This window comes from Cecembia lonarensis LW9, assembly GCF_000298295.1.
In the GTDB taxonomy this organism is placed as follows: domain Bacteria; phylum Bacteroidota; class Bacteroidia; order Cytophagales; family Cyclobacteriaceae; genus Cecembia; species Cecembia lonarensis.
This window is the reverse complement of sequence record NZ_AMGM01000018.1, coordinates 15,722-30,132: the sequence shown is the minus strand read 5'-3', so window position 1 is coordinate 30,132 and position 14,411 is coordinate 15,722. Positions and strand designations below refer to the sequence as shown.

Here is a 14,411-nt window from a genome sequence, read left to right as displayed (position 1 = left end):
TTTTAGTTTAGTGATAAATTTTATTACCAGTATTTTGTATCCAACATCATCATCAGGGACATACCCAATACAATGGCAGAAATGATCATAGACCAATCTCTACGATTGATGCCAATGATTCCATGAAGGATACCGCCTGCCACCATAAATATAGCGACAATTACCAACTGTCCCACTTCCAATCCGATATTGAATGCCAATAAAGGTTCAAAAATGGAAGCTTCCTTCCCCAAAAGTGAGCGGAGGTAGTTGGAAAAACCCAATCCATGGATCAAACCAAAGAAAAGGGCGAAGATATAATTGACCTGTATTCCCCTGCCTGTACTGGGTTTGGGTTTGACGACATTACTCAATGCCGTAATGGCAATGGTCACAGGAATCAGGAATTCTACCAAATCGGTATTGACCCTGACCAAATTTAAGGTGGCCAAAGCCAGGGTTAAGGAATGACCCACAGTAAATGCAGTAACCAAAATGATGATCTTTTTCCAATCTCTCAGGACGTAGATGGCACATAGGGCCACAACAAAGAGAATATGATCAAAACCGTCCAGATCCAAAATATGTTGGACCCCCAATTGAAAATACAGTTGAAACTGTCCCATTAATGCGCTATAATTTTTATTTCCCGAATAGTTTTCAGGTATGTATATTAAATCTCTAATTTGCAAAGAAAATAAAATAAGCGTTCCGAATGCAATTCAATTACATTTTCCTGCTCTTTTTAGGATGGAAGGCGTTTTTTCATCCTTTCTACATCAGTCTCACAGAGATCAGGTACAACCCTGCCAATAAAAGTCTTGAAATTGCCCAAAAGATATTTTGGGACGACCTGGAAGTAGCCTTAGGAGATATCCATAAGACCAAGGTAGATTTTTTGAATCCAATGGACCGCAAAGCTTTGGAGGAAATGGCCAAAGGTTATCTATTGGAAAAAAATGAAATACGCATCAATGGGCAAAAAGTGACCTTGAATTACCTGGGTTTTGAAATTGAGGAAGAAGCAGCATGGTTTTATCTAGAAGCGGAAAAAGTGCCCACCCCAAAGACAGTGGAGGTTTATAGTTCCGTCTTGATCCAGCATTTTGACGGACAACAGAACATTGTGAATTTTTATATGGACCGTAAACCTAAAAGCCTGATCTTATATAAAGGCAAGGAAAGAGGGGAATTGAGGTTTTGAAAGGGACTTTCAAGTTGGATTTCGGATGAAACCATTTAGTTAAGGGATTTAAAGATTTCATTAAGAAAATAGCTATTCCGAAAATTAGACCAATGAATCTAAATTTTTTTAAACCACAACAGTAACAAAAGAGAACAAAAGTTTCCCAAATTCATCCCGCTTTGCGGAACAAGTCCTGTGGATGATTAAAACCATGCTTTCAAATTGCAAAACCAGGATAACATGGGTAGGGGTTTTAACTATGTGTGCTATGTCGATCCTATGTGGTAAATAAAAAATGATAATAGACTTTCAATAAGGTTTTTGAGCCGCATAGAATCATAGAAAACATAGCTTTCCCATATTTGATGTGGTTTTTGTTTTGGTCCGGCTCAGCTTTGATAAAAGGAGTATTTCTAAAATATATCACAAAGCATGTTTTAGTTTACCCCCACAATCTCTCTACCCATAAAATTCTAATTTCTTACATCTCGCTTCTCTTTTCACGGTTTCATCACCCTTCCGCATTTTTTGCATTTGGTGTTGTCGGGATTTTTCCAAAACCGCTCCATTATCGGTGGTAACTGGTTCACGATATCAGTAATTTCATGATACTCTTCATACAACTTGTTTCCACAGTTTTCGCAATGCCAGATAAAGCCATCCTTTTCCCCCGGTTTTCGGTAACGCTCCATGACCAACCCTATGGTTTTGGCCGGTCTTCTGGGTGAATGGGGCGTACGGGCAGGCAGTAAAAACATCTCTCCTTCCTTGATGTGAATATCTTTGACCTCACCTTCGTCCACAACCTTCAAAACGATCTCACCCTCCACTTGATAGAAAAATTCTTCCCCTTCATTGTAATGAAAATCCTTACGGGAATTTGGCCCACCGACTACCATGACGATGAAGTCATCATTTCCCTTGTACATTACCTGATTGCCAATGGGTGGCTTCAGCAAATGACGGTTTTCTTCAATCCACTTTTGAAAGTTGATGGGTTGGGCGATAGACATAATTATTCTACATTTAGATTTTTATGACTGCTAAAATAGCCAAAAAAACAGCAATTTTTGGTTTCTTTGGTGAATCAATCTAAAGCCCATGCAAATACCTATTATCGACACGCATTGTGACATTCTATCCTATTTGGCCAAAATCCCTGGAGCCAGACCGGACCAAGCAGAAGAGATCGCCTGTGCCCTTCCTTTGCTGCAGCAGGGAAATGTCAAAATGCAGGTCTGCGCCATCTACACCGATGTCAAGCCGGGTAGCATGAGCTTGGCAATCAAGCAGGCCTTTAAATACCGGGAAATGCTTATGACCTATGCCGATCAGGTAATGCAGGCAGATGCAGATTTTTTAGATTCACTTGATCAGAATTCCAAGATTGGTATGGTGGCAGCCATAGAAAATGCTGCGGGACTGGCAGAGGATGAAGTCCCCATCGAGGATGCATTTGCCCAACTCGACCAATTGATCAAATTGACGGGGCGAATTGCTTATATCAGCTTGACCCACCATACCGAAAACAGGTTTGGGGGGGGTAATTATACTACTGGAATAGGTCTTAAAAAGGACGGAAAGTTATTGCTGGATTATATTTCGGGGAAAAAAATTGCCATAGATCTTTCACATACCTCTGATCATTTGGCCAAAGGCATTTTAAGCCATATTGATGCCCAAAAGTTAGCTATCCCCGTGATGGCCAGTCACTCTAATTTTAGAACGGTTTGGGACCACAAACGCAACCTCAATCATGAATTTGCTCAGGAAGTAATCCGAAGAAAAGGACTTATTGGTATTAATTTTCTGCGGGCATTTTTGGACGATAAGGAGCCTGAAAGGATTTTCGAACATATCCTTCATGGCTTTGATATTGGAGCGGAAGACCAAATGTGTTTTGGGGCAGACTTCTTCTATACCAAGGATTTTCCCGATAAGTCCAGGCATCCCTTTTACTTCCCCTTGGTAGAAAATGCTTCAAAATATCCCAACATATTGGAACAACTATCTGAAAACCTCAGTGTAATCCAATTGGAAAAGTTGGCCTACAAAAATGGGCAAAGGTTTTTCTCCAAGATCTGGAGACAGTAATAACAGTAATAACTTAAAGGTATGTCCTCCCATCACTTTGTCAAAGAGCAGCAGGAACCGGCCCTTATCATCTTGGATACCAATAATATCCAATTTGAGCAAATAGCTCCACTTTTAGAATGGGTGCCCACAGTACTGGTAACTCAGGAAGAGGTTTACACAGTGATTTCCTGGGGGATCAAAATTGACATAATATTGGCGGATCTTGCATTTCAAAAAAGTCATTTCAATTTACTGGAAGAGCAATATCCGGTCAGATTTTTAGGGGTGCAAAATGGGAACTACCTGGAAGAAGCTTTGCAATACCTTGTGGCGACCAAGCATGGGGCAGCCAATATCATTGGTTTTAATCATCAAAAGGTATTTGACCTGGAACCCAAACTGGAAAGGTTAGATTTGGTGGTATGGGATGGACCGATTCGGTATTTTCCCATCAAATCTGGCCATTTCAGGAAGTGGTTTGTCCCATGTAACGTTCAGTTGCATGCTCCCGAAGGCACATTGATTGAAGTAAAAAACGAGGAGGCAGCTCAAATTATTGAAGTGCACCATAGCACCATGATGGAATTACCCGAAGGTACTTCTGAGTTCTCTTCCAAAGGGATTTTTTGGATAGGGGAGTTTTTATCTAATTCGTAAAATCAAAAATGACCTCTGTACCTGAATTCCCACTCTTAATTTCAACTTTTACCCCCAGGTATAAAGCTACTTTATATAAAATCTGTAAGCCAAAACCTGATTTATCTTTTTCCACATCTTTAAGAAAAACCGTACCCCTTTCCACCTGTTCCAAAAGTTTTGTAGAAATTCCGGGGCCGCTGTCTTTAATTGAAACCCTGTACTGATTCTCTTGCTTTTTTCCAGTGATGTAAATCTTACCGGACTCCGGTGTGTATTTGATGGCATTGACCAAGGCATTTCTCAACATCATCAGACAAAGGGACCGGTTGCTTTCCTTAATTACAAAAGCATCGGCTTCTTCGAAGTAAAGCTGTATGTTTTTTTCAGTAGCCATAGCTTCCCAGTCTTCTATTAATTCTTCCAGGACCTCGTGCACGGGGACTTCTTCAGTTTTTATAAACTGCGCATTATTGACCTTGGAAATCAGCAAGAGGGCATTGACCGTTTTCTTCATCTTTTGAATGGTTTGCTGCATGTCCATCAGCTTATCCATTTGCTCACCGCTGAGGCCTTCCTGGGCAAATAGGGTTTCAACCTTGGTCTGTAAGACAGAAATCGGGGTTTTAAGCTCATGGGAAGCATGGGAAATGAAAATTCTTTCCTGATTGAAAGCCCTTTGTATCCTGCGCATCATTTCGGAAAGAGATTCGTCCAGTAAAACAAATTCGTCGGTATTCGTCTCAATCGCCTTGTAAGAAAATTGTTGTGGCTCCTTAATATGAGAAAGCTTTTTGTCAATAATCTGTGAAAAAGGGCGAAGAATGCTTTTATTAAAGGTATTGTCCAGGAAGAATGATAGGAAAAAAAACAAAATCACTGTGCTGATAAGTATTTTAAAAATGAGAGCCTCTATTTCTTTGATGGTCTGTAAGCTCCTGCCTATTTCCAATAGAAAGTATGCACCATCCATTTCAAATGCATAAGAATACACCCTATAAGTGACAGATTCATTATCCAGAATACGCTCTTCTACAAAAATCAGGTCTGTATCATAAAGCTGTGGGACCTGTTCTAAGAGGATGTATTCTTCCTTCAAAATATTATAGGAACCAAATCCCAACTCTGGATTTTCCTGGGAAATAAAACTTTCCATGCCTTCAGCCGCTACAATCGCCAAGACTTCGTTTTTCTTTTCAACGAGTTGCCTGTCAGTACTCTTGATCGCAAAGTACCTCAATACAAAAGGACTGGCAGCTAAAAAAACAAGGAGAATGATTCCCTTAGCTAAAAAATTGAATAATAAAAACTTGGTTGAAAGCCGCATAGGGTTTAAGCTTTAATTTTATATCCTAATCCGCGGACTGTTTCCAGCCAATCCGTAGGTGCATATTGTCCTAGTTTTTTACGGATATTTTTGATGTGTACATCAATATAGTTGGATTGATAGTCATCTTCCAAATGATCTCCCCAAAGATGTTCCGCAAGCTGAAACCTATTTAGGACCCTGTTTTTGTTGATCACCATAAAATGTAGTAGCGTGAATTCTTTTTTAGTCAAAGCAATCTCTTCTTTTTGGTAGGAAATACTCTTGTTATTCAGATCCATTTCAAAGTCTCCAATGCTTATTAAGTCCCGGTTCCAACCACTTTTTCTTCTCAGAATAGCCTGCATGCGTGCTTTTAATTCTACTAAAGAAAACGGTTTTGCCAAGTAATCATCTGCCCCCAATTGAAGTCCTTTTACCCTATCATCTACCTCTGATCGGGCAGTAAGGATAATCACAGAAGTGCGCTCTTGGTAATCGGAAATTTCTTCCAATAAATCCAACCCATCTCCATCTGGTAGTCCAAGATCCAGCAAAACAAAATCATAAGGGTTGACCGCTAGGTTTTCTGAGGCCTCCCTGAGACTCCCTGAGAGATCACAAATGTCCCCCTCAACTTCCATAAAGCTTTTGATCTCCATGGCAAGGTTTTTTTCATCTTCTACCAACAATATCCTCATGGTTTCTTTTTCTTTTTACTGGAATGGCATAAGACAGCTGTCCACCAAAGACAAATCTCCCATTTGATAAATCAAAATCAGGTACATTCAGTGGCCTCACATACCTGGCTTGGAATTCAAAATCAAAATAACCCACATTGAATGTCAATGGAAGCATGAATTCCCAACTTTGCAGTCTGAATTTATCCAGGTCATCCAACTCATTGGGGGTAAATTCATATTGCCCCATCAGGTAAAACCTACTTGTTCCTGCCATTATGGAAAGTCTTGGCTCGAAGGATACTGTAAATGCTTTAAACAACTTTCTATCAAACTCGAAATACCTGGAATGGTGGGTACTTACGAAATAGTCTAAATCCTCATTGAATAAAAATTGACCCTGAATACTGCTATAAAGGGGACCCCATTCCCAACCAAAGGTACCTTGAAGAAAAGCAAGGTTTTGTATGCCTGTAACGGCACTTTCATCGACTACAATGAATTGAGAGTAACTCAAATTAATGTCTGTTTTATCTGAAATATCCTTCGCGTAGCCGCCGGTAAGTGCATACTGCCAAGGTACACCAGTTTGAAAAAACTTGATTCCACTGGCATTGAAGTACAGACCCGAGTTGAAGAAATACATCACATCGGAAGAAACCAGAGGGATGTTCAGTCCAAAATCTCTACCGAGAAAAGTAAAGGCATTTTGATACCTGGAGTTAAGAATGATAAAATCATAAACGGTTTTTTCATCACTGACTGCCAATGTATCGGCTTCCTGCGCCATACTGTGCGTGAATGTACCCAGCCAAAGCATCGTAAAAACTAGGCTTTTCCATTTCATGATCAAAAGGTATTTGGGGTGATTTATTGCTTAAAAAGAAGCTGCCTTACTGCAAATAGGCAGTAAGGACAGCAAGATAGACCGAATATTTCAAATTTAAATACCTCCGCCAGGTAGGCCACCAGGTCTTCCGGCAGGTGGTGTGGGCCTGTTGGGTGCAGGTACATTGGGCCTTACCACAGGTGCATTAGGTCTGGATTGTGGTACAGTCACATTTGGCCTAGCTTGTGCAGGAACTTCAGGTCTTACTTGAGAAGCAGGTCGCATCTGATTGGATATTCCTCTGCCCCTTTCTGCATTTTCAGCCCCCATAGTAGCTCTTTCTCTGCCAGCAGCAGCATTTTCAGCTCCCATGGCCGCCCTTTCTCTGCCAGCCTCTGAATTTTCAGCTCCTTTCGCAGCCCTTTCTCTTATCAATGTACTTCTTCTGGCAGCACTGGAAATACCCAAGCCTTTTTCTTTTCCACCTTCCAAGGTGGTTCCCATATTACTGATTTCTTGCCCCTTGGCAGCATTTTCGTTGATTTCTGTATTGACAGGACGAACAGGGTCTTTCTTCTCTTCTGTCTGTGCATAGGCTAAACCAACAGCCATCACAAAAGCAGGGATTAAGATTAACTTTTTCATATCTTGGTTCTTTAAGTTTCTTCTACAAAGGAAAGGTGTCAAGATGAAGGGAAAATGAAAATTCCATCATTTGTAAAAATTTACAAAAATTTTTTCTTCAATTCTAAATGCTTGGATTTCCCTTTTGTTTGCAGAGATAAATAAACGGTCTAAACATGCTGACCTGTTCCTATCCTGTCTTTTCCATTCAGGTCTTTTATAATTCTTACCTGTACGTAACCCAATTCTTCCAACAGTCCTTTTACATGATCTCCCAAGGTCTCATTGATTTCAAAATATAGTTTACCACCCGGCTTCAATGCCTTTTTGCCTTTTTCTGCGATGACCCTATAAAAAAGCAAAGGATCTTCATCAAAAACGAAGAGCGCCAAATGCGGTTCATATTCCAGTACATTTTTGTGCATTTTTTCTTTTTCAGAATACCGCACATAAGGGGGGTTACTGACGAGAATATCGATTGCTTCAATGGGAATTGCTTCTTCCAAAATATCCAGTTTTCTAAAAATTACGGAGGTTCCATGCTTGGCCGAATTTCTTTCGGCTATGTTCAGTGCCTCCGGACTGATGTCCACAGCAAATATTTTTGGCTGTTTTAACTCCAAAGCCAAAGTTATCGGAATACAGCCTGAACCAGTGCCTATATCCAGGATTTTCAAACCCTCTTGTGGATTTTCTTTTATGATCAGGTGTACCAGTTCCTCGGTTTCATTCCTTGGGATCAATACTTCCGGTCCAACTTCAAACTCCCGTCCATAAAAAGGAGCCTTTCCGGTGATGTATTGAATGGGTTTGCCTTCAAGCAATTGTTCAAAAGCTTGTTGAAGTGAATCAGGGATTTCTTGTAGCTCTCCATCTTTGACAATGTCAAGTCTTTTTTTACCCAAATATTCTTCAAAAAGCCAAAAGCAAAGACTTTCTGCTTCCTGGGCGGAGTAGAGGGAGTCCAATTGGGTTGTATACTTGGAAAATAATTGCCTTAGTGTGATCATCATTGACTTATTTATTGATAAACAGGTAAAAAATAACTGCCCCAATGCCATAGGCCAGTGCATCCCAAGGGTCTGCTACATATTGATCTGACCATTTGGGCAGCAGTACTTCAAAGAGCAGACAAAAGTAGAGCCAACCTACCATTACCTGCACTTTAGTAAACCTAAACCCCGCTTTTAAGGGATGGATCCATTGAAATACCTGAAGGCTAATGCCCAAAACAACAGGCATGGCCAGTAAGTCATCCAAATAGGCATGGACATAAGGAATAAAAACACCCTTTACTTTTTCCAGATATTGATTGATCCAAAACAATAGACAAGCAGTTAAGAAAAAGGGATTTTTAAGTACATGCATCTTATCCTGGTAAAGCGGCGATTAACCAGGCCAAAAAGGTCAAGATAGCCATATACACGGTGTAGAAGAAGTTACCCACTTTTTTTAACACTTTCATCAATTCAGAATCGTCTTCTCGGATATTAAAAATCCACTGTTCTTTGTTGGCCTGTTCATCCCTTTGCCGGATTTCATGGTATTCTAAATCCCTGCCCCCCAGTGGTTTGCCGCAGTGGTCGCAGATATCATTCATATTGGTAGTCCAGCTGGACCATTCCCCACAATGGGGGCATTTCTTCTGTCCCATGTTCAAAAATAAGAAAGGATTCTCAATTTGCCCATTTTGAACCTCAATGAGGAAAGGAATACCTATCTTTGTACCATGAAATTATTTCCCAACACTGTCAGAGGAGTCGTTCAGGCCATTGACGAAATTTTCAATCAGAACCGATACGCGGACAAGGTGATCGAAAAAACCCTAAAATCCAATCCGAAATGGGGAGCAAGGGACAGGGCTTTTGTTGCAGAAACAATATATGAGATGGTACGCTGGTGGAGGCTGATCAATGAAGTGAGTCCAAGTAAAGACCTTTATCATCTATTTGGTACTTATTGGCTGCTACAAGGCAATAAGTTGCCTGATTGGCGGGAATTCAATGGACTGGATGCTTATAAAATCAAGACCAAGTATGAAAAGGTGAAGGATATACGGGCTCTCAAACAGTCTATTCCGGACTGGTTGGATCAAATGGGTGCTGCGCTTCTCGGTGATAAGTGGGATGAGGAAATTGACACACTGAACCAGCAGGCCTCAGTAGTGATCAGGGTAAACACCCTTAAGATTTCCAGGGAGGAATTGATGAACAGATTGGCCCAGGATGGAATAGAAACTTATTCCCCAAAAGGGTATAAAGACGCTTTGGTTTTGGCTAAAAGGCAAAATATTTTCAAGAACCAGGCTTTTAAAGATGGGCTTTTTGAAGTTCAGGATGCTTCTTCCCAATTGGTGGCCGCAGCTTTGGAGGTTGAACCTGGTATGCGGGTGATTGATGCCTGTGCAGGTGCCGGTGGGAAATCCCTGCATTTGGCTGCCCTTATGGAAAATAAAGGTCGTATCCTGTCCATGGATGTGGAAGGTTGGAAGCTTCAGAACACCAAACTGAGAGCCAGAAGAAACGGGGTAAGCATTATTGAACCCCGCGTCATAGAAGGCAGTAAAACCATCAAAAGGTTAAATGAATCAGCTGATCGGGTATTGTTGGATGTGCCATGTTCAGGGCTTGGAGTTCTAAAGAGGAATCCTGATACCAAATGGAAACTTAGCCCGGAATCCATAGAGAAAGTACAGAAAATGCAGCAAGAGATTCTCCAGAATTATGCCTCCATGGTCAAGCCAGAAGGTCTTTTGGTCTATGCTACCTGTAGTATCCTTCCTTCCGAAAACCAGCTTCAAGTAGAAAAATTTCTATCTTCTGAAAAAGGAAAAGATTTTGAATTGATGGAGGATCAAAAGGTATTGGCGCATGAAAGTGGTTTTGATGGATTTTATATCGCCAAGCTGAAAAGAAAAGCCAAATAAAGTGGATTCCGGTATTTTCTCTTGGTTTTTAAGCGCAAAGTAAATTTTTTGTGTAAATTTCTATCAACTCAACCGCATAACACTATGAGCACATTAGAAGCCGTATTCAGCATGGTCAGCTTACTGGCTATTTTTTCATGGATTGCCCTTTTTATTTTTTATCCCAGAAAATGGATCTATCAGACATTATTTTCTGGAACTTTGATCATACTTGGAATCACGTATGTGTATTATATTTTTTATGCATTTGGAAGTCCTGCTGATTTGAATTTTGACAGCCTATCCAAAGTGAGGGCTGTTTTCCAATCTGACGAGGCCCTTTTGGCAGGCTGGATTCATTACCTGGCTTTTGACTTATTTGTAGGGATGTGGATAGCCAAAGATGCCTGGGAAAAGGATATCAGCAGATGGGCAGTTTTTCCCTGTTTGCTATTTACATTTATGATGGGCCCAGTGGGTGTGTTGGTCTATTTTGTTGTAAGAGGCATTAAGACCAAGACCCTGAATCAAAGTCCTTATCATTGACAAACATGCCGAATAAAATTTGTTAAGTCGAAAAAATATTCGGTAAAACTGAAATTTATTTTGAAGCAGGTTTGATTGGCAAGTTAAAATCTTTGTATCTTTGACGGGCAAATAGGGTTACCTATAACCATTATTTGCCATGAACAGAAATACAGATAAATTCCTTTACGAAGCACTCACCTATGACGATGTGCTTCTAGTCCCTGGATACTCAGAAGTCCTTCCAAGGGATACAGATACCTCCACCCAACTTACGAAAAACATCAGGCTGAATATTCCTTTGGTTTCAGCTGCTATGGATACGGTTACAGAAGCCGAACTGGCTATTGCCATGGCCCTTGAGGGAGGATTGGGTTTCATCCACAAGAATATGTCCATTGAAAAGCAGGCTGCCCAGGTCCGTAAGGTAAAACGATCTCAGGCAGGGATGATATTGGACCCCATTACATTGGACATCAATGCAAGGGTAAAAGATGCTGAAGCCATCATGAGGGAATTCCACATTGGTGGTATTCCTGTAGTGGATGAGAGCAGGATTCTCAAAGGCATCATCACCAATAGAGACTTACGTTTTATCAAAGACCAAAACGTCATGATCAAAGACATCATGACGGTCGATGGCCTGATTACTGCTAAGGCAGGGGTTTCTCTGGAACAGGCGGAAGAAATCCTTCAGGAATATAAAATTGAGAAGCTACCAATCGTAGATGAGGAAAATAAGCTTACCGGGCTCATCACCTATAAGGACATACTAAAAAGGAAAGACAAGCCTCATGCTTGTAAAGATGAATACGGCAGGTTGCGTGTGGGTGCTGCAGTTGGTGTTACCGCTGACATCGTAGAGCGTGTAGAAGCCTTGAAAAATGCTGGAGTTGATGTAGTTTCCATTGATACTGCACATGGACATTCCAAGGGTGTCATTGAGACCTGTAGAAAAATTAAAAAAGCATTCCCTGATTTGGATGTGATTGTTGGTAATATCGCTACGCCTGAGGCGGCCATAGCCTTGGCAGAAGCTGGAGCGGATGCGGTAAAGGTGGGTGTTGGTCCAGGTAGTATTTGTACGACCCGCGTCATTGCCGGCGTGGGAGTTCCCCAACTCTCAGCCGTATTTGAATGTGCTGAAGCCCTGAAGGGAAAGCATGTTCCGGTAATTGCTGATGGGGGGATTCGTTATTCAGGCGATTTGGTAAAGGCCATTGCTGCAGGAGGGAGTTCCATCATGATCGGGTCTTTACTGGCGGGCACTGAAGAAGCTCCGGGAGAAATGATCATTTATGAAGGAAGAAAATTCAAAACCTACAGGGGGATGGGTTCTTTAGAAGCTATGGAATCTGGTTCAAAAGACCGTTATTTTCAGGATGCGGAAGACAATATCAAGAAATTAGTGCCAGAGGGTATTGTCGGTAGGGTCGCTTATAAAGGATTGGTTGCTGAAGTGCTTTACCAATTGGTTGGAGGCTTGCAAGCAGGTATGGGATATTGTGGTACCAAGACCATAGAAGACCTTCAGCGGGATGGTAAATTTGTGAAAATAACCGCTGCCGGTGTAAAAGAGTCTCACCCACACGATGTAAGTATTACTAGGGAGGCACCTAATTATTCAGCTAAAATGTAAAAAAAAGCGGTGGAGAAATCCACCGCTTTTTTTGTCCTACAAATCAGAGGCAATTTCAGGTTTTTATTCCCAGATTAATTCAATCTTCTTAGATATTTGAAAAACTCACTATCTGAGGAAAGTATTAAGCTGGTATTTTCATCCATAGATTTTTCAAAACTTTCCATAGTACGTAAAAACTTGTACAAGTCAACAGCCTGTCTGTTGCGGTTGTAGGCAGAAGCATAAATATCCGTTGCCTCAGCATCTGCCCTACCTTTGATTTCTTCAGCCAATTTGAAAGCTTCAGACTGAATTTGAGCCAGGTCCCTTTCCTTGTTACCCTCAATGATGCGAGCCTCACCCTGACCTTCTGATCTGAACTGATCGGCAATCCTTAACCTTTCGGAAATCATTCTATCGTAAACCCTATCCCTCACTTCATCCACATAATTCATTCGCTTGAAACGGAAATCCAAAATTCTTACTCCAAGGTCGGCTGTTCTTTCGTTGGCTTTTTCAAGGACGATCTTTTCTATGATAGCTCTTCCAACAGAAATATCCTCCAAGATTTCTATTTCCTCCATGAAATCCTCAGTAACCTCGGGATCCCTATTGGATGACCTGACCAAATCCAAAAGATCGTGGCTGGCTACTGCATTCCGGGTCTCTCCATCAAGGATATCATCCAACCTGGATTGGGCAGAACGCTCATCCCTGAGACGGATAAAGAACTGTAAAGGGTTGGTAATCTCCCATCGTGCATAAGAATCCACAAATATAAACTTCTTGTCCTTGGTAGGAACTTGGTTTTTGTCCCCATCCCACTCCAGGTATCTCTTATCAAAGAATTGAACTTTATGGAGAAATGGGACTTTGAAATTCAATCCTGGTTCAGTGCGCGGTTCACCTACGGGCCTTCCAAATTGGGTGACTATGGCTTGCTTGGTTTCATCCAAAATATAGACACCGTTCAGCAACAAAATGGCGGCTACTGCTCCAATGATGATCAATATAGTACTTTTCGTTTTCATGGTGTGTTGCTTTTTACTTTGTCAATGTTCAACAATGGTAGTACGTTATTTCCTTTTTCGTCTACAATGATTTTGTTCCCGATTTTAGGAAGCACCCTTTCCATGGTTTCCAGATAAATCCTTTGCTTGGTCACTTCTGGTGCCTTTACATAGGATTCAAATAAAGCATTGAACCTGTCTGCTTCACCCTTGGACCTGTTAACCCGGTTCAAAGCATAAGCTTCAGCCAATTGAATGGTCTCTTCTGCTTCACCCCTTGCTCTTGGGATTACCCTGTTGTATTCTGCTTCTGCTTGGTTGATCAAAGTTTCTCTTTCCTGTTGTGCCTCATTTACAGCATTGAAAGAAGGTTTGACTGGCTCAGGCGGGTTGACATCCTGTAATACCACCTGGTCTATGCGTATACCGTTTTCATATTCATCACACATTCTTTGGAGTAATACTTCCACTGCACTGGCTACCTCTTGCCTTCCTACTGTCAGGACTTCGTTGACAGTCCTGTCTCCCACAATTTTTCTCATGGCGGCTTCTGACATATCCCGTAGGGTTTTTTCAGCATTTCTAACCCTAAATAAATAGCGGTAAGAATCCACGATTCGGTATTGAACTACCCATTCCACATCGGTCAGGTTCAGGTCTCCAGTCAGCATCATGCTCTCGTCTCCAAATGAGCTCTTTGCATATTCGGATTGAGTACCTGCACTTCTGGTTCTGAATCCAAATTCTTGCTTGAGCTGTCTTTGTACAGGAATTTTATACATAGACTCAAAGCCAAAGGGAATGATGAAATTCAATCCGGGCTGTACGGTCCTGTTGTATTTTCCAAGTTGTATGACTACTCCTTCTTCTTCAGGACCAACGGTCTTGACTCCGGTGACCAAAGCTGCCAAGAGCAAGAAGCCCGCAACGATGCGTAAGGCATATTTCTTGAACCAATCCGGGTCAATGTTTATTTCATATTTGTTATCTGACATGTTTAAGTATTTAGGCTATTTAATCTTTCAAGAAATTAA

17 protein-coding genes are annotated in these 14,411 nt (G+C 41.3%); 6 read left to right on the top strand and 11 right to left on the bottom strand.

Translation table 11 applies throughout. The features are described 5' to 3' along the window. Positions 1-23: 23 nt before the first annotated feature. Positions 24-605 (bottom strand): HupE/UreJ family protein, encoded by a 582-nt coding sequence (locus B879_RS07770; RefSeq protein WP_009184609.1) that lies wholly within the window; start codon positions 603-605, stop codon positions 24-26. 89 nt (positions 606-694) lie between these two features. Between B879_RS07770 and B879_RS07765 the strand changes: the two genes are divergently transcribed. Further along, a complete protein-coding gene (locus tag B879_RS07765) occupies positions 695-1,183 on the top strand; it encodes a DUF6702 family protein (protein ID WP_009184608.1) in 489 nt (162 codons plus the stop codon). A gap of 482 nt (positions 1,184-1,665) precedes the next feature. On the opposite strand, the gene B879_RS07760 is transcribed toward B879_RS07765, so the two are convergent. Next, positions 1,666-2,178 carry a 3-hydroxyanthranilate 3,4-dioxygenase gene (locus B879_RS07760; RefSeq protein ID WP_009184607.1) on the bottom strand — a complete coding sequence of 171 codons (513 nt, stop codon included), beginning with the start codon at positions 2,176-2,178 and terminating at the stop codon, positions 1,666-1,668. Positions 2,179-2,266: 88 nt separating this feature from the next. Here B879_RS07760 and B879_RS07755 point away from each other — a divergent pair, with 88 nt between their 5' ends. Together B879_RS07755 and B879_RS07750 are read left to right on the top strand one after the other, a co-directional pair. Continuing rightward, a complete protein-coding gene (locus tag B879_RS07755; protein WP_009184606.1) occupies positions 2,267-3,259 on the top strand; it encodes a dipeptidase in 993 nt (330 codons plus the stop codon). A 21-nt stretch (positions 3,260-3,280) separates the two neighbouring features. Then, positions 3,281-3,898, top strand: a complete 618-nt coding sequence (locus B879_RS07750; protein WP_009184605.1) for a hypothetical protein — start codon at positions 3,281-3,283, stop codon at positions 3,896-3,898. Here B879_RS07750 and B879_RS07745 read toward each other — a convergent pair. The 7 genes from B879_RS07745 to B879_RS07715 form a co-directional block, all read right to left on the bottom strand. Next, entirely contained in the window at positions 3,888-5,204 is a 1,317-nt protein-coding gene (locus tag B879_RS07745; protein ID WP_009184604.1) for a sensor histidine kinase, read from the bottom strand. The genes B879_RS07750 and B879_RS07745 overlap by 11 nt on opposite strands. Before the next feature lie 5 nt (positions 5,205-5,209). After that, positions 5,210-5,884 carry a response regulator transcription factor gene (locus B879_RS07740; RefSeq protein WP_009184603.1) on the bottom strand — a complete coding sequence of 225 codons (675 nt, stop codon included), beginning with the start codon at positions 5,882-5,884 and terminating at the stop codon, positions 5,210-5,212. Beyond that, complete coding sequence (locus tag B879_RS07735; RefSeq protein ID WP_009184602.1) at positions 5,859-6,710, bottom strand: TorF family putative porin; 852 nt, start codon at positions 6,708-6,710, stop codon at positions 5,859-5,861. The genes B879_RS07740 and B879_RS07735 overlap by 26 nt, the downstream gene beginning before the upstream one ends. A 96-nt stretch (positions 6,711-6,806) precedes the next feature. Beyond that, complete coding sequence (locus B879_RS07730; RefSeq protein WP_009184601.1) at positions 6,807-7,337, bottom strand: hypothetical protein; 531 nt, start codon at positions 7,335-7,337, stop codon at positions 6,807-6,809. A gap of 149 nt (positions 7,338-7,486) precedes the next feature. Then, positions 7,487-8,329: a peptide chain release factor N(5)-glutamine methyltransferase gene (prmC, locus tag B879_RS07725; RefSeq protein WP_306413692.1), complete on the bottom strand. Its 843-nt coding sequence runs from the start codon at positions 8,327-8,329 to the stop codon at positions 7,487-7,489. A 4-nt stretch (positions 8,330-8,333) separates the two neighbouring features. Next, positions 8,334-8,684 (bottom strand): hypothetical protein, encoded by a 351-nt coding sequence (locus tag B879_RS07720; protein WP_040400367.1) that lies wholly within the window; start codon positions 8,682-8,684, stop codon positions 8,334-8,336. A gap of 1 nt (position 8,685) precedes the next feature. Beyond that, positions 8,686-8,970: a hypothetical protein gene (locus B879_RS07715; protein WP_009184598.1), complete on the bottom strand. Its 285-nt coding sequence runs from the start codon at positions 8,968-8,970 to the stop codon at positions 8,686-8,688. A 75-nt stretch (positions 8,971-9,045) separates the two neighbouring features. Here B879_RS07715 and B879_RS07710 point away from each other — a divergent pair, with 75 nt between their 5' ends. From B879_RS07710 to guaB, 3 genes are all read left to right on the top strand, one after another. Further along, entirely contained in the window at positions 9,046-10,242 is a 1,197-nt protein-coding gene (locus B879_RS07710) for an RsmB/NOP family class I SAM-dependent RNA methyltransferase (RefSeq protein WP_040400371.1), read from the top strand. 84 nt (positions 10,243-10,326) lie between these two features. Continuing rightward, positions 10,327-10,767 (top strand): ABA4-like family protein, encoded by a 441-nt coding sequence (locus B879_RS07705; protein WP_009184596.1) that lies wholly within the window; start codon positions 10,327-10,329, stop codon positions 10,765-10,767. A gap of 139 nt (positions 10,768-10,906) precedes the next feature. Beyond that, complete coding sequence (gene guaB / locus B879_RS07700; RefSeq protein ID WP_009184595.1) at positions 10,907-12,385, top strand: IMP dehydrogenase; 1,479 nt, start codon at positions 10,907-10,909, stop codon at positions 12,383-12,385. A gap of 74 nt (positions 12,386-12,459) precedes the next feature. On the opposite strand, the gene hflC is transcribed toward guaB, so the two are convergent. Further along, positions 12,460-13,398 carry a protease modulator HflC gene (gene hflC / locus B879_RS07695; protein WP_009184594.1) on the bottom strand — a complete coding sequence of 313 codons (939 nt, stop codon included), beginning with the start codon at positions 13,396-13,398 and terminating at the stop codon, positions 12,460-12,462. Next, positions 13,395-14,372 carry an FtsH protease activity modulator HflK gene (gene hflK / locus B879_RS07690; protein WP_009184593.1) on the bottom strand — a complete coding sequence of 326 codons (978 nt, stop codon included), beginning with the start codon at positions 14,370-14,372 and terminating at the stop codon, positions 13,395-13,397. Before hflK ends, hflC begins: the two co-directional genes overlap by 4 nt. Between the last annotated feature and the right edge of the window lie 39 nt (positions 14,373-14,411).

What these genes read in the sequence shown, in the direction of transcription:
- B879_RS07715 (WP_009184598.1), bottom strand. Translation starts at nt 8,970, where the DNA reads ATGGGACAGAAGAAATGCCCCCATTGTGGGGAATGGTCCAGCTGGACT.
- guaB (WP_009184595.1), top strand. Translation starts at nt 10,907, where the DNA reads ATGAACAGAAATACAGATAAATTCCTTTACGAAGCACTCACCTATGAC.
- B879_RS07760 (WP_009184607.1), bottom strand. Translation starts at nt 2,178, where the DNA reads ATGTCTATCGCCCAACCCATCAACTTTCAAAAGTGGATTGAAGAAAAC.
- B879_RS07730 (WP_009184601.1), bottom strand. Translation starts at nt 7,337, where the DNA reads ATGAAAAAGTTAATCTTAATCCCTGCTTTTGTGATGGCTGTTGGTTTA.
- B879_RS07720 (WP_040400367.1), bottom strand. Translation starts at nt 8,684, where the DNA reads ATGCATGTACTTAAAAATCCCTTTTTCTTAACTGCTTGTCTATTGTTT.
- B879_RS07750 (WP_009184605.1), top strand. Translation starts at nt 3,281, where the DNA reads ATGTCCTCCCATCACTTTGTCAAAGAGCAGCAGGAACCGGCCCTTATC.
- B879_RS07755 (WP_009184606.1), top strand. Translation starts at nt 2,267, where the DNA reads ATGCAAATACCTATTATCGACACGCATTGTGACATTCTATCCTATTTG.
- B879_RS07770 (WP_009184609.1), bottom strand. Translation starts at nt 605, where the DNA reads ATGGGACAGTTTCAACTGTATTTTCAATTGGGGGTCCAACATATTTTG.
- prmC (WP_306413692.1), bottom strand. Translation starts at nt 8,329, where the DNA reads ATGATGATCACACTAAGGCAATTATTTTCCAAGTATACAACCCAATTG.
- hflK (WP_009184593.1), bottom strand. Translation starts at nt 14,372, where the DNA reads ATGTCAGATAACAAATATGAAATAAACATTGACCCGGATTGGTTCAAG.
- B879_RS07705 (WP_009184596.1), top strand. Translation starts at nt 10,327, where the DNA reads ATGAGCACATTAGAAGCCGTATTCAGCATGGTCAGCTTACTGGCTATT.
- B879_RS07745 (WP_009184604.1), bottom strand. Translation starts at nt 5,204, where the DNA reads ATGCGGCTTTCAACCAAGTTTTTATTATTCAATTTTTTAGCTAAGGGA.
- B879_RS07735 (WP_009184602.1), bottom strand. Translation starts at nt 6,710, where the DNA reads ATGAAATGGAAAAGCCTAGTTTTTACGATGCTTTGGCTGGGTACATTC.
- B879_RS07740 (WP_009184603.1), bottom strand. Translation starts at nt 5,884, where the DNA reads ATGAGGATATTGTTGGTAGAAGATGAAAAAAACCTTGCCATGGAGATC.
- B879_RS07710 (WP_040400371.1), top strand. Translation starts at nt 9,046, where the DNA reads ATGAAATTATTTCCCAACACTGTCAGAGGAGTCGTTCAGGCCATTGAC.
- hflC (WP_009184594.1), bottom strand. Translation starts at nt 13,398, where the DNA reads ATGAAAACGAAAAGTACTATATTGATCATCATTGGAGCAGTAGCCGCC.
- B879_RS07765 (WP_009184608.1), top strand. Translation starts at nt 695, where the DNA reads ATGCAATTCAATTACATTTTCCTGCTCTTTTTAGGATGGAAGGCGTTT.